At 37.0% G+C, this 20932-nt stretch carries 17 protein-coding genes and 1 other annotated feature (1 of these 18 only partly in view); all 17 genes read left to right on the top strand.

Going from position 1 to position 20932, the window contains the following annotated elements; genetic code table 11:
- The first annotated feature begins 23 nt into the window (after nucleotides 1-23).
- Complete coding sequence (gene icd, locus J0N78_RS05810) at nucleotides 24-1292, top strand: NADP-dependent isocitrate dehydrogenase (protein ID WP_209122072.1); 1269 nt, start codon at nucleotides 24-26, stop codon at nucleotides 1290-1292.
- Between the two features lie 58 nt (nucleotides 1293-1350).
- Nucleotides 1351-2295, top strand: a complete 945-nt coding sequence (gene mdh, locus J0N78_RS05805) for a malate dehydrogenase (protein WP_209122071.1) — start codon at nucleotides 1351-1353, stop codon at nucleotides 2293-2295.
- Between the two features lie 250 nt (nucleotides 2296-2545).
- Entirely contained in the window at nucleotides 2546-3265 is a 720-nt protein-coding gene (locus J0N78_RS05800; protein ID WP_209122070.1) for a response regulator transcription factor, read from the top strand.
- Nucleotides 3258-5051, top strand: a complete 1794-nt coding sequence (pnpS, locus tag J0N78_RS05795) for a two-component system histidine kinase PnpS (RefSeq protein ID WP_209122069.1) — start codon at nucleotides 3258-3260, stop codon at nucleotides 5049-5051. The genes J0N78_RS05800 and pnpS overlap by 8 nt, the downstream gene beginning before the upstream one ends.
- 535 nt (nucleotides 5052-5586) lie before the next feature.
- Entirely contained in the window at nucleotides 5587-6540 is a 954-nt protein-coding gene (gene hflK, locus J0N78_RS05790) for an FtsH protease activity modulator HflK (RefSeq protein ID WP_209122068.1), read from the top strand.
- On the top strand, nucleotides 6540-7472 hold the full coding sequence (hflC, locus tag J0N78_RS05785) for a protease modulator HflC (RefSeq protein ID WP_209122067.1): 933 nt from the start codon (nucleotides 6540-6542) through the stop codon (nucleotides 7470-7472). The genes hflK and hflC overlap by 1 nt, the downstream gene beginning before the upstream one ends.
- Nucleotides 7473-7615: 143 nt before the next feature.
- Nucleotides 7616-10246, top strand: a complete 2631-nt coding sequence (gene polA, locus J0N78_RS05780; protein WP_307794905.1) for a DNA polymerase I — start codon at nucleotides 7616-7618, stop codon at nucleotides 10244-10246.
- A gap of 12 nt (nucleotides 10247-10258) precedes the next feature.
- Complete coding sequence (gene mutM, locus J0N78_RS05775) at nucleotides 10259-11083, top strand: DNA-formamidopyrimidine glycosylase (protein WP_209122065.1); 825 nt, start codon at nucleotides 10259-10261, stop codon at nucleotides 11081-11083.
- A 60-nt stretch (nucleotides 11084-11143) separates the two neighbouring features.
- On the top strand, nucleotides 11144-11794 hold the full coding sequence (gene ytaF / locus J0N78_RS05770; protein ID WP_209122064.1) for a sporulation membrane protein YtaF: 651 nt from the start codon (nucleotides 11144-11146) through the stop codon (nucleotides 11792-11794).
- Nucleotides 11795-11999: 205 nt separating this feature from the next.
- A complete protein-coding gene (coaE, locus tag J0N78_RS05765) occupies nucleotides 12000-12599 on the top strand; it encodes a dephospho-CoA kinase (RefSeq protein ID WP_209122063.1) in 600 nt (199 codons plus the stop codon).
- 557 nt (nucleotides 12600-13156) lie between these two features.
- Nucleotides 13157-14185: a glyceraldehyde-3-phosphate dehydrogenase gene (locus J0N78_RS05760; RefSeq protein ID WP_209122062.1), complete on the top strand. Its 1029-nt coding sequence runs from the start codon at nucleotides 13157-13159 to the stop codon at nucleotides 14183-14185.
- A 562-nt stretch (nucleotides 14186-14747) separates the two neighbouring features.
- Nucleotides 14748-15131 carry an adenosylmethionine decarboxylase gene (gene speD, locus J0N78_RS05755; RefSeq protein ID WP_247747151.1) on the top strand — a complete coding sequence of 128 codons (384 nt, stop codon included), beginning with the start codon at nucleotides 14748-14750 and terminating at the stop codon, nucleotides 15129-15131.
- Between the two features lie 319 nt (nucleotides 15132-15450).
- The gene (gene nrdR, locus J0N78_RS05750) at nucleotides 15451-15918 is read left to right on the top strand and encodes a transcriptional regulator NrdR (protein WP_209122061.1); all 468 of its coding nucleotides are present in this window, start codon (nucleotides 15451-15453) and stop codon (nucleotides 15916-15918) included.
- 129 nt (nucleotides 15919-16047) lie between these two features.
- Nucleotides 16048-17502, top strand: coding sequence for a replication initiation and membrane attachment family protein (locus tag J0N78_RS05745; RefSeq protein WP_209122060.1), 1455 nt, complete (start codon nucleotides 16048-16050; stop codon nucleotides 17500-17502).
- Complete coding sequence (dnaI, locus tag J0N78_RS05740) at nucleotides 17503-18438, top strand: primosomal protein DnaI (RefSeq protein WP_209122059.1); 936 nt, start codon at nucleotides 17503-17505, stop codon at nucleotides 18436-18438. It begins immediately after the preceding gene.
- 77 nt (nucleotides 18439-18515) lie between these two features.
- Nucleotides 18516-19622 carry a cyclic dehypoxanthinyl futalosine synthase gene (mqnC, locus tag J0N78_RS05735; protein ID WP_209122058.1) on the top strand — a complete coding sequence of 369 codons (1107 nt, stop codon included), beginning with the start codon at nucleotides 18516-18518 and terminating at the stop codon, nucleotides 19620-19622.
- 189 nt (nucleotides 19623-19811) lie between these two features.
- On the top strand, nucleotides 19812-20750 hold the full coding sequence (ytxC, locus tag J0N78_RS05730) for a putative sporulation protein YtxC (protein WP_247747150.1): 939 nt from the start codon (nucleotides 19812-19814) through the stop codon (nucleotides 20748-20750).
- An 81-nt stretch (nucleotides 20751-20831) separates the two neighbouring features.
- Nucleotides 20832-20932: a binding site (T-box leader), on the top strand (it continues 235 nt past the right edge of the window).

Below are 20932 nucleotides of genomic sequence, written 5' to 3'. Positions count from 1 at the left end.
TTAGTTAGGAGGTAAATGTGATAATGGCAAATGGAGAAGTAATTAAAGTTAATAACGGGGTTTTAGATGTACCGAATAATCCAGTCATTCCGTTTATTGAAGGAGATGGAATTGGACCAGATATTTGGGCTGCTGCTTCAAAAGTGTTAGATGCTGCAGTAGAAAAAGCGTACAAAGGTGAAAAGAAAATCGAATGGAAAGAAATCCTTGCTGGTGAAAAAGCATTTAACCAAACAGGTAGCTGGTTGCCAGAAGAAACACTTGAGGCTGTTCGTGAATACATAATTGCAATTAAAGGACCTTTGACAACTCCAATTGGTGGAGGAATTCGTTCATTGAACGTTGCTCTTCGTCAAGAGTTAGATCTATTTACATGCTTACGACCTGTTCGTTACTTTACAGGTGTACCATCACCGGTAAAACGTCCAGAAGATACAGATATGGTAATCTTCCGTGAAAATACAGAAGATATTTATGCGGGTATTGAATATCAAGCAGGTTCTGAAGAAGTGAAGAAACTAATCACCTTTTTACAAAATGAAATGGGTGTTAATAAAATTCGTTTCCCTGAAACTTCAGGTATCGGTATTAAACCAGTTTCACAAGAAGGTACAGCTCGCTTAGTTCGTGCTGCCATTCAATATGCAATTAATGAAGGACGTAAAAGTGTTACATTAGTGCATAAAGGAAACATCATGAAGTTTACAGAAGGCGCATTTAAAAACTGGGGTTATGAGATTGCTGAAGCTGAGTTTGGTGAAAAAGTATTTACTTGGGCTCAATATGATGCAATCGTTGAGCGTGATGGCAAAGATGCGGCAAATGAAGCGCAAGCAAAAGCGGAAGCAGAAGGCAAGATCATCGTTAAAGATGCAATTGCAGATATCTTCTTACAACAAATTTTAACTCGTCCAGCTGAATTTGATGTTGTAGCAACTATGAACTTAAATGGTGACTATATTTCTGATGCACTAGCTGCTCAAGTTGGTGGTATCGGTATCGCGCCAGGAGCAAACATCAACTATGATACAGGACATGCTATCTTTGAAGCTACACATGGTACAGCTCCAAAATATGCAGGTTTAGATAAAGTTAACCCGTCATCTGTATTGCTATCAGGAGAGTTAATGCTTCGTCACCTTGGATGGACTGAAGCGGCTGATTTAATTATGGGATCAATGGAAAAAACAATTGCAAGCAAAGTAGTAACTTATGACTTCGCACGCCTAATGGAAGGTGCAACTGAAGTTAAATGTTCGGAGTTTGCAGATGAGCTTATTAAAAACCTTTAATCATTAAATTGTAGAGCCGCAAATTATTATCTAATACTGTACCGGGAGTGGATGAAAAATGGCGATTAAACGTAGAAAGATTTCTGTAATTGGTGGAGGGTTTACAGGTGCAACAACTGCACTTATGGTAGCGCAAAAAGAGCTAGGTGATGTTGTACTAGTTGATATCCCACAAATGGAAGGTCCAACTAAAGGTAAAGCTTTAGATATGTTAGAGTCTACGCCTGTTCAAGGGGTTGACTCAAATGTTATCGGAACTTCTAACTATGAAGATACAGCTGGATCTGATGTAGTTGTTATTACTGCAGGTATTGCTCGTAAGCCAGGTATGAGCCGTGATGACCTTGTTAGCACAAATGCTGGTATCATGAAGGCTGTAACGAAAGAAGTCGTTAAATATTCACCAGACTGCTACATTATCGTACTAACTAATCCTGCTGATGCTATGACTTACACTGTATTTAAAGAGTCAGGCTTCCCGAAAAATCGTGTATTAGGCCAATCCGGTGTTCTTGATACAGCTCGTTTCCGTACATTTGTTGCTCAAGAATTAAACGTATCCGTTGAAGATGTTACGGGCTTTGTTCTTGGTGGACATGGCGACGATATGGTACCTCTTATTCGTTACTCATATGCAGGTGGAATTCCGTTAGAAAAGCTTATTCCACAAGATCGTATTGATGCAATTGTTGAACGTACACGTAAAGGCGGCGGTGAAATCGTTGGTCTTTTAGGAAATGGAAGTGCGTACTATGCACCTGCAGCTTCATTAACTCAAATGGTTGAAGCGATTCTAAAAGATAAAAAACGCATTATTCCTACCATTGCTTACTTAGAGGGCGAATATGGTTATGAGGACTTATATGTAGGTGTACCTACCATTATCGGTGGAGACGGTATCGAAAAAATAATTGAATTAGACTTAACTGATGAGGAGAAAGCTGCTCTTGATCAATCTGTTGCGTCGGTTCGAAACGTAATGGCGGCTTTACCGCAAGCGTAATTTTTTTCCGATCTAAATGAAAGAAGGTGATACACAGTGTTAAGCACTGTCTATCACCTTCTTTTTTTAAAGAATAAGAAAGTGTAGATATTCACCAACCATATATGGCTGTCATCAGTCACTAAGTCATTTTCTTTCATGTTAATACTAACAAAATAATCTCAATGAACTTTACAACAAATTTACATTGATTTGCTATAATCAAAATAAAGATTACAATATATAAAAAGCCTTAATAATGGAGGAAGCTATGACACAGAGATTATTAGTTGTAGATGATGAGGAGTCTATTGTAACATTGCTTCAGTTTAATTTGGAACAAGCTGGGTATGAAGTAGCGACAGCTATGGACGGAGCATCAGCTTTCCAGCTAGCAAAATTACAGCAGTTTGATTTAATTGTATTAGATTTAATGATTCCAGAAATGGACGGATTAGACGTATGTAAGCAATTACGTTTAAATAAAGTTATGACGCCTATTCTTATGTTAACAGCAAAAGATGATGAATTTGATAAAGTGCTAGGTCTAGAGCTAGGGGCAGATGATTATATGACAAAGCCGTTTAGCCCTAGAGAAGTCGTGGCAAGAGTTCGGGCAATTTTACGACGAGTTGGACAAGTGCAAAAAGATCCTGAATCACAAGAAACAGATGAGGCAATGATACGAGTTGGAGAAGTTGATATTTATCCTGAAAACTATGAAGTACTGTATAAAAATGAGCCGATGGATTTAACTCCGAAAGAATTTGAGTTGCTTTTATATTTAGCGAATCATAAAGGAAGAGTATTAACAAGAGATCAATTACTCAATGCGGTATGGAATTATGAGTTTGTAGGTGATACGCGAATTGTCGACGTTCATATTAGCCATTTGAGAGAAAAAATTGAGCCTAATACGAAGAAGCCAATTTATATTAAGACGATACGTGGCCTAGGGTATAAATTGGAGGAGCCCCAAATAAATGGGTAAGTTTCGTTTTCGACTAGTTTTCTCTTTACTTGCAGTAACACTCATCGTTTTAGCTGGATTAGGGCTTATTATTGGTCAATTATTTAAGGAATTTTATTTCGAAAGCATAACTGACCGGCTTAAGAAAGAAGCTGAATTAGCTGGCTTTAGTTTATTAGAATTAGGATTAGATAATGAGGAACACACTCAAGCGCTTGCCGTAAAAATAAGTGAAAAGCTTGATACACGAGTAACGATCATTTTAGCTGACGGCACTGTCGTTGGCGAGTCGGCAACTGACCCCCGCGAGATGGATAATCATATTGATCGTCCTGAAATCCGTTCTGTTATTGAGGGGAATCCTCAGTACGAGATTCGTTACAGTGATACAGTAAATAACGAATTGCTTTACTATGCTGTTCCGATTCAAGGTGACGGTGAAGAAACGATCGGGTTCTTCCGCCTTGGGATCCCTTTTGAAGAACTTAATGAAATGAATCGAAAAATTTGGGGTATTCTTATTTTTAGTTTTTCTTTAGCATTTATCGTTATTGTTTCTGTCACTTTTCGAATAGCAAACGAAATGATCCGTCCAATCGAAGCGGCAACAAAAGTAGCTAATTCCTTAGCTGAAGGAAACTATAAAGCGAGAACGATGGAAGGAAGCCAGAATGAAGTAGGTCAACTTAATCGATCGATTAATGTTTTGGCATATAATCTCGATCAGATTACAAGACGTCATAAAATTCAACAAGGAAGAATGGAGACCTTGATTGAAAACATGGGGAGTGGGTTAATATTTATTAATCCACGAGGTGATATCTCCCTTATAAATCGTTCTTGTAAGGACATTTTTCAAGAAAATACAGACCTTTGGTTAAATTGCTTATATCATGATGCATTTGTGCATAAAGAGATTATAAAAATTGTTCAAGATATCTTTATGACAGAAAAAAGACAGCGTAGACAAATTAAGTTACCGATCCATTTGGAAGTACGGCATTTTGATGTATATGGAGCACCAATTATTGGTGAAGACGAGAAGTTACGAGGAATTGCCCTCGTTTTCCATGATATTACAGAATTAAAAAAATTAGAGCAAGTACGTAAAGACTTTGTAGCGAATGTTTCGCACGAGTTAAAAACTCCTGTTACATCGATTAAAGGGTTTACTGAGACGTTATTAGACGGAGCGATGGGTGACCCACAGCTGACAGAAAAGTTCTTAACCATTATTTTGAAAGAAAGTGAACGATTGCAAAATTTAATTCATGATCTTTTGGAGCTTTCAAGAATCGAACAACAATACTTTAAGCTCAACTGGCAAAAAACCAATGTATCGGATATTGTAGAAGATGTTCATGTACTCCTTAGACCGAAAGCGAATGAAAAAGATCTTCACTTTAAAGTTGAGTGTGTGGGCGATACTGTAATTGATGGTGATCCTGTGCGTATTAAGCAGATTGTTATAAATCTTGTCAATAATAGTATTACCTACACACCTGCTGGTGGTGAAGTATTTGTAGAAGTTCTGGAGCAGGATGAAGAAGTGGTGTTGAAAGTAAAAGACTCCGGAATCGGGATTAGTGAAAGTGAACTCCCGCGCATTTTCGAACGTTTCTATCGAATAGATCGTGCAAGAAGCCGTAATTCAGGTGGTACTGGACTTGGTCTGGCTATCGTTAAGCACTTAGTCGAAGCGCATCATGGTAAGATTGATGTAGAAAGCAAGGTCGGAAAAGGAACTTTATTTATGATAACCCTTAATAAAGACATGAAAGAGGGAGACGACCTTTTTTCCCGTTAAACAATAATAAATGGGTCTTGAAGGATGTATGTCAAGTCGTTGTTAACTAAAGCGAATTCTTTACAAAAAATTAACATATCCTTCATTATAGATTAACGGTTACTAGATATAATTACTATCGAACGGTTTCATCAATGCCTGTAAGTTGTCTGTTTAGCTCATCCCTTCAGACAAGTTTACAGAAGTTGTTTTACATCCCCTTGTTTAGGGCGGGAGCTTCCCCTTAGCTTCCGCCCTATTTTTTTTTTTTTGCTCTTTTCTCAAAGATTGTTGCTTTTAGCTTTTGGACCGTAAGCCAAGCGGATGCTTGGCTCTTCACGCATAGCGTGAAGCTTTTGAACATCAACAAAGTTTACGAAAATAGCCTTTTTTTTCAATAATGACGCTAGCAAGAGTATTGGATTTGCCCTATATTCTTGTAAACCAATATACTATAATATTTGTATGAAACTTTTTTTTAGGTGTTTCGTATTAGTTAAGAGAGCGCAAGTGAAAATTTTCAAAAATATTGTATGAAACAGAAAGAGGGGATGAAATGGTAAGTCTTAAACAATTGATTGTTGGATTATTAGCAGCAATCGTAATTGGAATTTTAGCATTATTTATATCGACAGGCTGGTATATTGTTGATGAAACAGACCAAGCCGCGTTAATTACGTTTGGTGAAGTTGAGGAAACAATCACTGAACCAGGTCTTAAATTTAAATTACCTTGGCCAATCCAACAAGTAGAAATCCTTTCTCGAACGACAAATAATCTACGTGTAGGTTTTGAAGAACAGAATGGTGAGTTGAACTACACCGATGAGGCAAAAATGATTACAGGTGATGAAAATATTCTTTTAGCTGATCTCGTTGTCCAATGGAGAATTACCAACCCAGAAGAATACTTATTTAGTGCCGATAATCCTGAACAAATTCTTTTTAATGCGTCATCTGCATCATTAAGAGGGGTGATCGGGAGTTCAAGAATTGATGATATTTTAACCGATCAACGACCGGAAATTGAAGCGAGAGTTCGTGAAAACTTAATTAAGCTTATTGCCAATTACAAGATTGGTATTACAGTGATGGATGTTAAATTACAAAATGTAGAACTTCCAAATGAAGAAGTAAGGCGTGCGTTTACAGAAGTAACAGATGCGCGTGAAGAAAGGCTAACGAAAATTAACGAAGCAAATAAATATCGAAACAAGTTAATTAATGAAGCAAAAGGGGAGCAAGATGCAATTATCTCTAGGGCAGAAGGTACAAGAGCAGAACGGATGGAACGTGCTCGTGGGGATGTCGCAAGATTTAATGCACTGTACAATGAGTATTTAATTAATCCTGAGGTAACAAGGCAGCGTCTTATTTTAGAAACGTTAGAAGCAGTGTTGCCAGGAACTGAAATTTACATTATGGATAATAATAGTGATACGGTAAGTTATTTACCAATTCGACCAATTGAACGCCGGTCCGATCAAGCGTCGGAAGGAGGGAATAACTAATGAGTGATAATAATATTGTCGATTTAGATGAACGCCGACCGAGTGATGAATGGAAGAAATATACCCGTATTGGCGTTACATTAGTTATTATCATTGCTATAATTACAACGATCCTGTCTAATCTTTTTATTGTTGAAGAAGGACAATATAAGGTTGTCCGTCAATTTGGAGAAGTCATTAAAATTGAATCTGAGCCAGGATTAAGTTATAAAATTCCATTTATTCAATCGGTGACTACATTACCGAAATATCAAATGGTCTACGATATTACGCCAGCTGAAATAAATACGAGAGATAAAAAACGGATGCTTATTGATAATTATGCAGTGTGGAGTATTCAAAACCCACAGTTGATGATTTCTAACGCACGTTCGATTCAAAATGCTGAATCGATTATGGGTAATTTTATTTTCTCTGTCATTCGGGCAGAACTTGGTCAGCTTAACTACGACGAAATTATTAATGATGAAGCATCCAATCGTGGAAGCTTTAACGATCGTGTACGTGATAAAGTGAATGAACTATTAGAGCGAGATAATTACGGGATTCGTTTGACGGATGTCCGGATGAAGCGAACGGACTTACCTGAAGAGAATGAACAAGCCATTTTTCGCCGGATGATTTCTGAGCGTCAATCAAAAGCTCAAGAATATCTTTCTCAAGGGGACGCAGAAGCGAACCGTATTCGGGCAAATACAGACCGAGAAGTGCAAGAAATTGTCGCAAAAGCCACAGCCGATGCCAACGTAATTATCGGTGAAGGGGAAGCAGAAGCAGCCCGTATTTATAATGAAGCATTTGGGCGAGATGTTGAGTTTTATCAATTGTATCGTACGCTTCAATCGTATGAGAAAACGATCGAAGACGAGACTGTAATTGTCCTTCCAGCGGATTCGCCATATGCACGAATTTTAATGGGCTATATTGAGTAATGAATCTAGAGATACTTTGCTATGCAGAGTGTCTCTTTTTCATTAGCTAATAGTTCTTAAATAGTATCAATCGGATGTTTTTTAATAAGGGAATGGTTATGATAAAATATAATGAAATATGGAAACCTGAGAGGAGATCTCTTGTGAATAAATTAGTGTTAGTAGATGGAAATAGTATTGCTTATCGTGCTTTTTTTGCACTGCCTTTGTTAAATAACGAAAAAGGAGTATATACGAATGCCGTTTACGGTTTTACGATGATGCTTCTAAAGATTATAGAAGAAGAGAAGCCGACACATATGGTCGTAGCTTTTGATGCAGGGAAAACAACTTTTCGTCATGAAACGTATGGTGAGTATAAAAGTGGACGGCAAAAAACACCTGGTGAATTATCTGAGCAATTTCCGCTTATTCGTGAAGTTTTAGATGCGTTTCAAATTTCTAGATATGAGATTGAAAACTATGAGGCCGATGATATTATAGGAACACTTGCAAAGCAAGCAGAAAAGGAAGATTGGAGTGTAAGTGTTTATTCAGGGGATAAAGACTTACTACAATTAGTGTCACCAAAAGTGACGGTAACACTATCTAGAAAAGGAATTACGAATGTTGATACATATGATGAGCAAGCGATAGCTGAGAAATACGGGATTACTCCGGAGCAAATTATTGATATGAAAGGTTTGATGGGAGATAGTTCTGATAATATCCCAGGTGTTCCAGGAATCGGTGAAAAAACAGCAGTAAAGCTTTTAAAAGAGTATGCAACAGTAGAAAATGTACTTGCATCCATTGACAAAATATCAGGGAAAAAAATGAAAGAACGTTTAGAAGAACATAAAGAACAAGCATTGATGAGTAAGAAATTAGCGACGATCTTTAGAGAAGTTCCAGTTGATCGTAGTTTATCTTCATTTACATTTGAAGATTATGATAAAGAAAAAGTCATTTCATTATTTAAAGAACTTGAATTCAATACTTTATTAAATAAACTCGATGTCGGTGAAGGAGAAGAAAGTATTCTCCAAGACGAAGACATTGATTACGATGTTGTAGATCGTGTTACAGAAGCGATACTGCAAAATCCTTCTGCCGTCATTGTAGAAGTGTTAGAAGAAAATTATCATCAAGCTGACATCCTTGGATTTGCGATAATCAATGAGAGTGGTAAATACTATATTCCTACAGAGGTTGCTGTCGGTTCTGACATTTTTGTTGAGTGGGCGAAAGACTCTTCGAAAAAAAAATGGTTAGCTGATGCCAAGCGAGCGGTAGTTGCTTTAGGGTGGAAAAATATTGAATTAAATGGAGTGAACTTTGATATTCTCCTCGCTTCCTATATATTAAATCCATCAAGCTCATCTTATGAATTAGCAGATGTAACAAAGGAGCGTGGCAAGCAGCTTGTGGAATACGATGAGATTGTCTATGGAAAAGGGGCAAAACGCAAAGTGCCTGATGGAGAAACTTTAGAAAAGCATCTCATCAAGAAAGCGGACGTTATTTATTCGTTAAAAGCAGAGCTTGAAAATGAATTGAAAAAGAATGAGCAGTTTGAGTTATTTAGTGAATTAGAAATGCCTTTAGCTGTCGTCTTAGGAAAGATGGAGATTACTGGAGTCAAAGTAGACGAACAGCAATTAAAAGCAATGGGACAAGAGTTAGGAGAGCAATTAACTACTTTAGAGAAGGAAATTCATGAATTAGCTGGAGTTTCCTTTAATATTAATTCACCAAAGCAATTAGGAGAAATTTTATTTGAAAAGTTAAATCTACCACCAATTAAAAAAACAAAAACAGGCTATTCTACATCTGCTGATGTTTTAGAAAAGCTGCAAGACCAACATGAAATTATCGGGAAAATATTGCATTACCGTCAGCTTGGAAAACTAAATTCTACATACATTGAAGGGCTATTAAAAGTCGTCCATCACGATACGAGTAAAATTCATACGATTTTTAATCAAGCGTTAACGCAAACTGGGAGGTTGAGCTCGACGGAACCAAATCTGCAAAATATTCCAATTCGTTTAGAAGAAGGTAGAAAAATTCGGAAAGCGTTTGTTGCTTCAGAAAAAGATTGGGTCATTTTTGCTGCTGATTATTCACAAATTGAATTAAGAGTACTCGCCCATATTGCTCAAGATGAAGGATTAATTACAGCCTTTAAAGAAGATATGGACGTTCATACGAAAACAGCGATGGATGTGTTTCATGTAAAAGAAGAAGAAGTGACATCGAACATGAGACGAAGTGCCAAAGCGGTTAACTTTGGAATTGTTTATGGAATAAGTGATTACGGCTTATCGCAAAACTTAGGGATTACAAGAAAAGAAGCCGCACAGTTTATTGAACGTTATTTTGAAAGCTTCCCAGGTGTTAAAGATTATATGGATCGTGTCATTGAAAAGGCTCGGGAAACAGGGTATGTAACAACATTACTACATCGCCGCAGATATTTACCAGAGATAACAAGTCGGAACTTTAATCTTCGCAGTTTTGCTGAACGGACAGCGATGAATACGCCGATTCAAGGGACGGCAGCTGATATTATTAAGAAAGCAATGGTTCAATTAAGTAAACAATTAGAGGAAGCAAAATTGAATGCGCAGCTATTACTCCAAGTACATGACGAATTAATATTAGAAGTACCTAAAGAAGAACTTGAAACCGTTGAAAAAATGGTAAAAGATGTGATGGAAAATGCAATTGAACTAGATGTTCCATTAAAGGTAGATTCTTCATATGGTGACAGTTGGTACGACGCAAAATAAGGAGAAAGAATGATGCCAGAATTACCTGAAGTGGAAACGGTCAAACGAACGTTAGAAAATCTCGTCATTGGTAAAACGATTATTGATGTAGATATTTTATGGCCCAAAATGATAAAAAAGCCAGATGATGCCGACCATTTTAAAGCACTATTACGTAATCAAACAATTCGTTCGATGGGGAGACGTGGAAAGTTTTTAAAATTTATTTTAGATGATTACGTCCTTGTCTCCCACTTAAGGATGGAAGGTCGTTACGGAATGTTTGAATCTGAGGAAGAGCGAAACAAACATGTTCATGTCATTTTTCATTTCTCTGACGGTACCGAATTACGTTATCAAGATGTTCGTAAATTTGGAACAATGCATTTATTTGTCAAGGGAGAGGAAGAGCATTCATTACCTTTAATGGATCTGGGACTAGAACCTTTTTCGGATGAATTTACAATTGAACATTTAAAAGTAGGGCTATCAAAAACGAACAGAAAGGTAAAAACAGCCCTTCTGGATCAAAAGATCGTTGTCGGTTTAGGGAATATCTATGTTGATGAAGCTCTTTTTCACGCACGAATTCATCCTGAACGACTAGCTAAAGACATCAAGGAAGAAGAGTTGCCATTACTACATCGAAAAATTATTGAAACATTAGGCCAAGCCATTGAACAAGGTGGGAGTTCGATCAAATCCTACGTGAATGGTCAAGGTGAGATGGGAATGTTTCAGCAATTTCTTTTTGTCTATGGTCGAAAAGGAGAGCCGTGTCGAGAATGCGGTACACTGATTGAAAAAACGGCCGTTGGGGGTCGTGGAACACACTACTGTCCGAATTGCCAAAAATAAAGTACGTTGGATGGGCTCCTGCCATATACTATCTTATCAGTCATGGAAGGAGCTTTTTACATGGTAGAATTCTTCTCATTACTTCTATTAGCTTTAGCTGTTAGTTTAGATAGTTTTGGTGTGGGTCTAACTTATGGACTACGGAAGATGAAGTTACCGTTTAAGTCCTTGTTTTTTATTGCTTTCTGTTCAGCAGCTTCGATTCTTATCGCCATGACATTTGGAAATTTGATTCAACGATACTTATCCCCGCAATTTGCAGAAGCACTCGGGGGGATTATCTTAATCTTGATCGGTGCGTGGGCACTTTATCAAGTGTTTCGACCAGCAAAGAACTCTTATGATGAAGAAAAGGAAAAGGTCGATGATAAAATTTTAATTAATTTAGAAATTAAAATGCTTGGCTTAGTCATTCGAATTTTGCGTAAGCCGATGGAAGCTGACATTGATAAATCAGGAACAATTACAGGCAGAGAAGCTATTTTATTAGGCGTCGCGTTATCCCTCGATGCTTTCGGAGCAGGAATCGGAGCTGCCCTCATAGGGTTTTCACCTTGGTTAATGGCACTTACAGTAGCAATAATGAGTGCATCCTTCGTTACGTTTGGAATGAAAAGCGGTTACCGCTATTCTGATACGTATATTATGAAAAAGTTTTCGTTTATTCCGGGGTTATTACTGATTATACTAGGTGTATGGAGCTTAATTTAGGGGAAGTTCAAAAAGTCTGGGAAAAATAGCTGTCGAATCTCTTCGTTGGCTTGCTTCTGCGCTACTCATGTATTATATGCATACACTGTGTTGCTCGAAGCTGCGCCGCCTCAATCTTCTCGGCTCTTTTTGTCCTCCTTTTTGAACAAGATAAGAGGGGAAGTTCAAAAAGTCCGGGATCAGATAATGTAAAGGAGTTCATAGGATGATTATCGGTTTAACAGGTGGAATTGCTAGTGGAAAAAGTACCGTTTCTAACTTGATTTCTACATTCGATATACCCATTATTGATGCAGATGTGATTGCAAGAGAAGTAGTCGAACCTGGTGAAGATGCATATCAGCAAATTGTTGCTCATTTTGGGAGTCGTATCCAAAACGATGATGGAACGCTTGCGCGAAAAAAGCTTGGAGAGATAATTTTTAATGATGAAAATGAACGACAAAAATTAAATGCAATTGTTCATCCAGCTATACGAAAGCGAATGGTCGAAACAAAAGATCAATTGTTTGCTACTGGACATCGTGTCGTTGTTTATGACTTACCATTATTATTTGAAAGTGATTTAAGGCATATGGTGGATAAAGTCCTTCTTGTGTATGTTGAGGAACACATTCAATTAGAGAGGTTAGTGCAACGAGATCAATCGACAAAGGAAGAAGCATTAAGCCGAATCGGTTCGCAAATGCCGTTGAAAGATAAACTTCAATTAGCAGATGAAGTCATTAACAATAATGGTACGATTGGAGAAACAAAAAAACAATTAAAGCACGTATTAACAAAATGGAAGGTTATTCACCATTAATGGATAACTAAAAACAATAATTATTAAAAGACTATATTATTTGTAAAGAAAAGCACTAGGATTTGCAAGAACATCCTAGTGCTTTTCTTAAAGAATAAGAAAGTTTAAATTTCGGGATGTCTAGCTGCAGGTGTCATCGGCTCGAGGTCGCTTCGGTCCATCAAACGTGTCTAAAAGTCAAGACACTAATTGCTGGTCCTCCAGCGCTTGTCGCCGATAAGCAGACACCTTCCGCTTTTCTTGTCTAGCTTCAGCGCCCAGCGTCTAGTGGACTTCGCTCCCCCTCCTTACGATAAGTCAACATCGTCTCGATGACTCTCGCCGTGTTTCCTTTATCTCATACGGTGGGGCTCCAGTCCATACGCCGCTAAACGGGCGCTTGCGCTTTTCTTATTCCCACTAATTGATGTAACGTTTTATTGTTTGAATTGCCTAATTATTATTATTTATGATCATTTTATTAAAATTATTAGTTCACAATGCATATTATATGTTATACTAATTCATATCAAATGACATTTAGTATAGCATATATAAATGGAGAGGAGCTATTTGTGATGAAGGTTAAAGTAGCGATTAATGGCTTTGGAAGAATTGGGAGAATGGTGTTCCGAAAAGCAATTCTTGATGATAAATTAGATGTTGTAGCGGTAAATGCAAGTTACCCTGCAGAAACATTAGCTCATTTAGTGAAATATGACAGCACCCATGGACCATTCCAAGCAGAGGTCATTGCTGGGGATAATGAATTGATTGTTAACGGAAAAGTAGTAAAGCTTTTACAATCACGTGATCCGAAACAATTACCATGGAAAGAATTAAATGTAGATATCGTTGTTGAAGCAACTGGTAAGTTTAAATCAAAGGAAACTGCAGGCTACCATATAGAAGCTGGAGCAAAGAAAGTAGTTATTACAGCACCTGGTAAAGAAGAAGATGTAACCATTGTTATGGGAGTTAATGAAGAAGATTACATTCATGAGAAGCATGATGTTGTATCTAATGCTTCTTGTACAACAAACTGTTTAGCACCTGTAGCAAAAGTGATTGATGAAGCGTTTGGAATTGAAACAGGAATGATGACGACTGTTCATTCATACACGAACGACCAAAAGAACATAGATAATCCTCACAAAGATCTACGTAGAGCTCGAGCTTGCGCGCAGTCGATCATTCCAACCTCGACGGGTGCAGCAAAAGCGATCGCGAAAGTTTTACCAAATCTTTCAGGAAAATTAAACGGAATGGCATTACGTGTTCCAACACCAAATGTATCTTTAGTTGACTTTGTTGTTCAGCTAAAGCAAGATGTGACGGTTGAAGAGGTAAATGATGTATTAAGAAAAGCAGCGAATAATGAATTAAAAGGAATTTTAGGATATACAGATGAACCACTTGTATCAATAGACTTTAATGGTAACGAAAATTCTTCGATTATTGATGGATTATCAACGATGGTATTAGGAGAAAGACAATTAAAAGTGCTTGCTTGGTATGATAACGAGTGGGGATATTCATGCCGAGTAGTCGACCTTGTAAACCTTATTGCAAAAAAAATTGTAACAGGGGCTGAACTTCACGTTTAAACTTAAAAAAGTCTAGAATACAGGCTGCCTTATGCATTTCGGTTTTCCGACTAAACCTTCTTTATAGTCTCTTTTATTGAGTCTAAAGGGTGTTGGGCGGGGACATGAAGATTGCTAAAGCAGCTTTTTTTATGGTTCTAAGGCACTTTAAAAATGAGGTAAAGGATAAGTTTAGCCTCATGGCCTTATAATGTCTTTAAATGGTATATATTAATTGAATATAGGCTAGTGAAGGAGTTAACAATATAGTGTAACTTCGTGCAGGAGAACTATCGTTTCTTGTATGAAGTATCCCTAGATGTGTTACGGCACTAGGTATCCTAAAGCATCCAGCAGCACGTATCAGATTACAATGCAGATCGTTGAATATACTTGTTAAATTATTATTGCAAATCCAAAATAAAACAAGTATACTAATTCACGTGAACTTCAAATAAGCAAATCAGGAATAGTTAGCTACTCAAAGGGTTAGGACCTCTCTGGACTAACTTTCCCCCGTGGTACCTTAACATTCCTACATGCTTCGAAGGCATGAATTTTTTTGAAAAGGGGGATTCAACTTATGGATACTATGGGTCGTCACGTAATTGCTGAATTATGGGGATGTAACGTAGAGAAGTTGAATGATATGAATTTTATTGAGAGAGTTTTCGTTGATGCTGCATTGGAATCGGGGGCAGAAGTACGTGAAGTAGCTTTTCATAAATTTGCCCCACATGGTGTTAGTGGAGTTGTGATTATTTCAGAATCGCATTTAACAATCCACAGCTTTCCAGAACATGGTTACGCAAGTATCGATGTTTACACTTGTGGCGATCGAATCGACCCGAATGTAGCTTCAGATTATATATCTAAAGCACTACAGGCTACAACAAGTGAAATAATTGAAGTGCCAAGGGGAATGGGTCCTATCAAGGTTGAAAAATCAAAAGTTCAAGCATTGTAATGTTTTAAAAAGAGGTGGTCCTGAGCCACCTCTTTTTGGTTTTTTTACCCGTTTAACTAACATTAAGGCTGTGCATAGGGACTGGTAATAATAGCTTTATCTTGACAAACAATAAAGATAAATAATTGAAGAAAACTTCCTAGTTTGGACAATAAAACTACTTTTCTTACATATCGAGTGAACGATTTCTTGTCTTTCTTTAATTTTTTATTTATTATTAAAGTAGTATATTGTTCAGAAGATGTCTAGTTCCAGCGCCGATGAGCGGTCGCTTGCGCTTTTCTAACCCAAATGCAAGACAAAGTGGAGTTGATACCAAATGCGTTGTCCAGCATGTGAATTTAATGGAACAAAAGTTCTTGATTCTAGACCGAGCCACGAAGGTAAGTCAATTCGAAGACGAAGAGAGTGTGAAGCATGTAATTATCGCTTTACTACCTTTGAGACGGTAGAAGAACATCCAATTATTATTGTAAAGAAAGACGGAACGCGTCAAGAGTTCAGTCGTGAAAAGATATTAAGGGGTCTTATTCGCGCTTGTGAAAAACGACCAGTATCTTTAGAACAGCTGAATGAAATTGTTATAAAAGTAGAACGAGAGCTCCGCAGCAAAGGAATGAATGAAGTCGAGAGCAGAGACGTCGGAGAATTGGTGATGGGAATTTTAGCTAGTGTAGATGATGTAGCTTACGTTCGGTTCGCATCGGTGTATCGCCAATTTAAAGATATTAATGTGTTTATTGATGAATTAAAAGATCTCATAGATCGAAATACTACGAAGAAATAAAATGAGCTTTAGGCAAAATGCTGAGAGCTCTTTTTCACTTTATACTATGAGAAAACTTATTTTTGTCGCCGTTCGTAGCTAAATATGATGACTTTCTACAGAAGAACAGAGTAAGGCTAGGTGGTAAGGATGGAATGGCATTGGAAAGAACTTTTGCCAGTAGATCGGTATATGATTAGAGCAAAAGATCAATTAACTATTCAGGATCAAAGAGTATTGATTTTATTATATCAACCACTGATCGGAGCAGTGGCTTATAGCTTATATATGACGCTATGGAGTGAATTGGAAGATGATATTTATTGGAGTGCTGAGGCGACACATCGACAATTAATGATTAGTATGGATTTACCGTTACCTCAACTTTATCAAGAACGGAAAAAGTTAGAAGCAATTGGATTATTAAAAACTTTCAAAAAGAAGACCGAAGACACCTCAACTTATTTGTATGAGCTTCAGTCTCCGATGTCACCACAGGCATTTTTTACAAATGACGTTTTAAGTGTTTATCTATATAATCGTTTAGGGAAGACAAAGTACCGTCAAATCAGAGAACGTTTTTTAATTGATAAGTTAGACCATGAAGGCTATGAAGAAGTAACTTATGGTTTCGATGAGGTATTTACTTCTTTGGCTCACTCTGAGATTGCTACTCATCATCAAACAGAGTTAATTAATGCGTTAGAAATAGATTCGAGTAAAGAAGTCGTTCAACGAGAATCAACGAATGATTTGATGTTTGCGGACAGTTCATTTGATTTCCAATTATTAGAATCCGACCTGGCGACATTTATTAATGCGAAACAATTGCTTACAATAGAAATTCGAAAGGTTATTATTCGTCTTGCATTTGTTTATCGTATTCAGCCACTAGAAATGAGCCGGTTAATTCAGCAAGCCCTTCTTCATGATGATCAATTGAATATTGAAGAATTAAGAAAACGGGCACAAGAGTGGTATAAAATTGAATATGGAAATGAACCGCCAACCCTTGGATTAAAAACCCAACCAATCGAACACCGAGAAATGGTTGGAAAGGAGCCTCAATCGGACGAAGAAAAAATGATTGTTTTATATGAAACGACGTCACCACTAGATTTATTAGAAAGTCGATCAGAGGGAGCTAAAGTTCCATTGGCTGACGTGAAAATAATCGAAAGCTTGCTTTTGGACTATCAATTGACGCCGGGTGTTGTTAATGTACTGATTGATTCCGTAATGATACGAAATGATATGAAATTAACGAAGTCATTAATTGATAAAATAGCAGGACATTGGTCAAGGAAGAATATAAAAACAGTAAAGCAAGCAATGGAATTAGCGAAACAAGAGTACCAAAAAAATACGACCTATCAGCAAGGAAAATTAGACAATACACCAAAAGCAAAAGGACGACCAAGGAAATCATCTGAACGTAAAGAAACATTACCAAAATGGTTATTAAAAGAACAGGAACAAAAGTCAACAGACATGAAAGATAAAGAATTACAGCGTCCGGATCCTAAATATGCCCAGGAAAAAGAAAGATTTGAAAAAATGATGGAAGAATTAAGACAAAAGAAAACGAAAAAGGAGGAAGATTAGATGGAATCGATTCAAGCTTCCCTACAGTCGATGATGAGCGGAGAAAAATTTGTAAGACAGTATGAGAAGTTGAAACGCGAGATCTTAACTGATCCGTTGATAGGTGAGTTTTTACAATCAAAACCGCATGTTTCCTTAGATATGCTAGAAAGAAGCTTACCGAAGTTAGATCAATATCGAAAAGAGTTGAGTACCTGTCATAACTGTCCAGGGCTTGAGAAGTGCACGAATTTAATGCAAGGCTATCGTCCGAACTTAGTTGTTGAAAAAAAGTTTGTTGATATTCAATTCGAGGTTTGCGAAGTTAAACAAAAAACGGATCGCCAAAAGAAACAACAATCTTTAATTAAAAGCTTATATATTCCTAAAGATATTTTAGAAGCGAGATTTGAAAATTTTGATAAAAGTGAAGAATCTCGGTGGCCTGCTAGTGCAGCTGCGTTAGAGTTTGCTATGCAAGCAGATCCAGGAAATCGATCGATGGGTTTGTACTTATACGGAATGTTCGGTGTCGGTAAAACGTATATTATGGGGGCTGTCGCTAATGCTTTGGCCGATCGTGACATCGAAACGATGCTTGTTTATACGCCGGACTTTTTTAGAGAAATGAAACAATCCATTGGTGATGGTACAGTAAATGAAAAGCTCGATCGAGTTAAAAATGCCGAGGTGCTCATTTTAGATGATATCGGAGCAGAAAGTTTGTCGAGCTGGATTAGAGATGATGTGCTAGGAGTTATTCTGCAATATCGAATGCTTGAAAAACTCCCAACGCTTTTTACATCTAATTATAGCTATGAGGAATTAGAAGCACATTTGTCTTATTCGGAGCGTGGAGGATTTGAACAGCTTAAGGCAAAACGGATTATGGAGAGAATCCGCCACTTCACGACGCCTATATTTGTAGAAGGCTCTAATCGTAGAGAAAAGAAATAGTTCTTTTTGGAACGGGCATTCTCCATTAATCTATGATAGTATAATACTAGTTGAAAAAGATGGGGGTTATGAATCAAATGGGCATTGACCACATTCTCGAGCGAGCAGTGAACGGTGAACGTATTTCGTTAGAAGATTGCATTGAACTTTATAAAAGCGATGAAGTCGAAAAAATGGGGCGAGCTGCAAATGCCATTATGAAAAAATGGCATCCTAAACCAGTTACAACATTTGTAATCGGTAGAAACGTAAATTATACAAATTTCTGTGATACGTATTGTCGATTTTGTGCCTTTTATCGACCGCCTGGGCATGCAGATGGTTATGTCCTTGAAAATGAAGAAGTATTTAAAAAAATCCAAGAAACGGTAGATGTTGGGGGAACGGAAATCTTAATGCAAGGTGGAACAAATCCCGATCTACCATTTACGTATTATACAGATCTACTAAAAGAGATCAAAAAACGTTTTGACATTACGATGCATTCGTTTTCGCCTGCTGAAATTTACAAAATGGCAGAGGTTTCAGGATTGTCATTAGAAGACATACTTACTCAGTTAAAAGAAGCTGGATTAGATTCAGTACCTGGAGGCGGTGCAGAAATTTTAACGGATGAAACACGTAGACGTGTGAGCCGTCTTAAGGATAGCTGGCAAGAATGGATCGATTGTATGAAAACTGTAAAAAAAGTAGGTATGCACGGAACGGCTACGATGGTAATTGGTTTAGGTGAAACGATTGAAGAACGCGCTCTTCACCTGCAAAGAATTCGTGATGCACAAGATGAAACGGATTGTTTCCTTGCATTTATTTCTTGGACGTTCCAACCTGATAATACGAATTTAAAAGGTGAAAAAATTTCACCACGTGGCTACCTCAAAAATGTAGCAATATCTCGAATTTTCTTAGACAATATTGCGAATTTCCAATCTTCATGGGTAACGATGGGGCCTGACGTTGGAAAAGAGTCATTATCTTATGGCTGTAATGATTTCGGGAGTACGATGATGGAAGAAAACGTCGTTTCTGCAGCGGGTACAACTCATAAAGTGAACACGAATCAAATTTTACAGCTAATTCGTGAAGCCGGTAAAATTCCTGCTCAGCGAAATACAAAATATAAAATCTTACGTATATTTGATAATGATGAAATGACAGCAAAAGATTTTGTCATGCAAAACTAAAAAAGGATGAATTCTTATTCTTGAAATAGGCTATTAATTAGAGATAGTAAGAATTTCTTTAGAAATATGTCGATAGCTATGAAACATGAGACTGATTTAAATTAACGCTTATTCGTTTTTATACGATAAGCGTATTTTTTTGTTCTTTTTTTCCTAGCTTGTCATAGGAATCAAGTAGAATGATTTGTCATGCACGAACGCTTACAACCGGGATACGGTGCAAATAAATTGTTTAATTCATCGGTTAAGGGGGATTTGCCATTGATTTCCATTCAATTTGAATCTCAGCACGATTGCCAGCAAGTCTATAATCAACTTACCCGGTATATGTCTAAATATACTCAATTAGGTGTACAAGTAACATTAGACATAGCTAAGGGGCAAGAAGAGGCGACATTATTCATACATTATGAGGATACAAACATTGACTTCTATGATTCGTTTCATCCATTATTAGCTTCAATTCTTTCACACTATGTGATTGAAACGAAAGAGGAAGATTGGTTATTAGAAATTATTGAAAGTATGTTTTATTTTAAAGACCCAGAAGAACAGGAACAAATCTTAAGTATTGCTTGTGAAATTATTAATGGATACCGGGATGATATACCATCTATTTCTTGCTTTAGAGAACGTGAAAATTACTTATATGAAGCATTTGCGAGTAATATTGACGAACATACAACCTTCTACTATGAACCATTTTTAACGTTTCGCTTAAAAGACTATTGTGAAATATTAATAGATTGTGTTGAAATCGCAATTGATGAATATTTACTTGAGCAAGAGTATCAAAATATTGTTGAGAGTCTTCGTAACTATTTGAAATCAGCTCCAAAGAAAATGAAAGAACTCCATCTTGTTTATGATGGCCATTTTTCGTTTTATAATAGTTCCTTTAGAAAAATTAGTCGAGAAGAAAAAGAACATTTTCTCGAAGAGGCCTTGGTTTTCGAAGGAGACTTAGATATCGAGGAAATGGTTGTTTCTCCTCTAGTCAGTATTAATCCAGAAATAGTTTCTATTTATACGGATGATGTCGACCAAGGGATCATATATACGCTCCAAACGATTTTTCAAGAAAGAGCAATCTTATATCCACTCGGTGTATTTCAAAGAGTAACATAAAAAATGATCATATTTTTAAACGAAAACTTGATTTTCTTGAAATGAATTCATATAATTACTTACATATCAAATTAAATGATGTGTGATGTAATGATAAGGATAAGAGTCTTCATTTACGGTTTCCAGAGAAGGTAGCATGTGCTGAGAACTACCTAACACGAAATGTTGACTTACCACCTTTG

It is taken from the genome of Alkalihalobacillus sp. BA299 (assembly GCF_017745675.1).
GTDB lineage: Bacteria > Bacillota > Bacilli > Bacillales > Bacillaceae_F > Alkalihalobacterium.
Note: the sequence above shows the minus strand (reverse complement) of the source record. Positions and strands in the feature narration are given on the sequence as shown.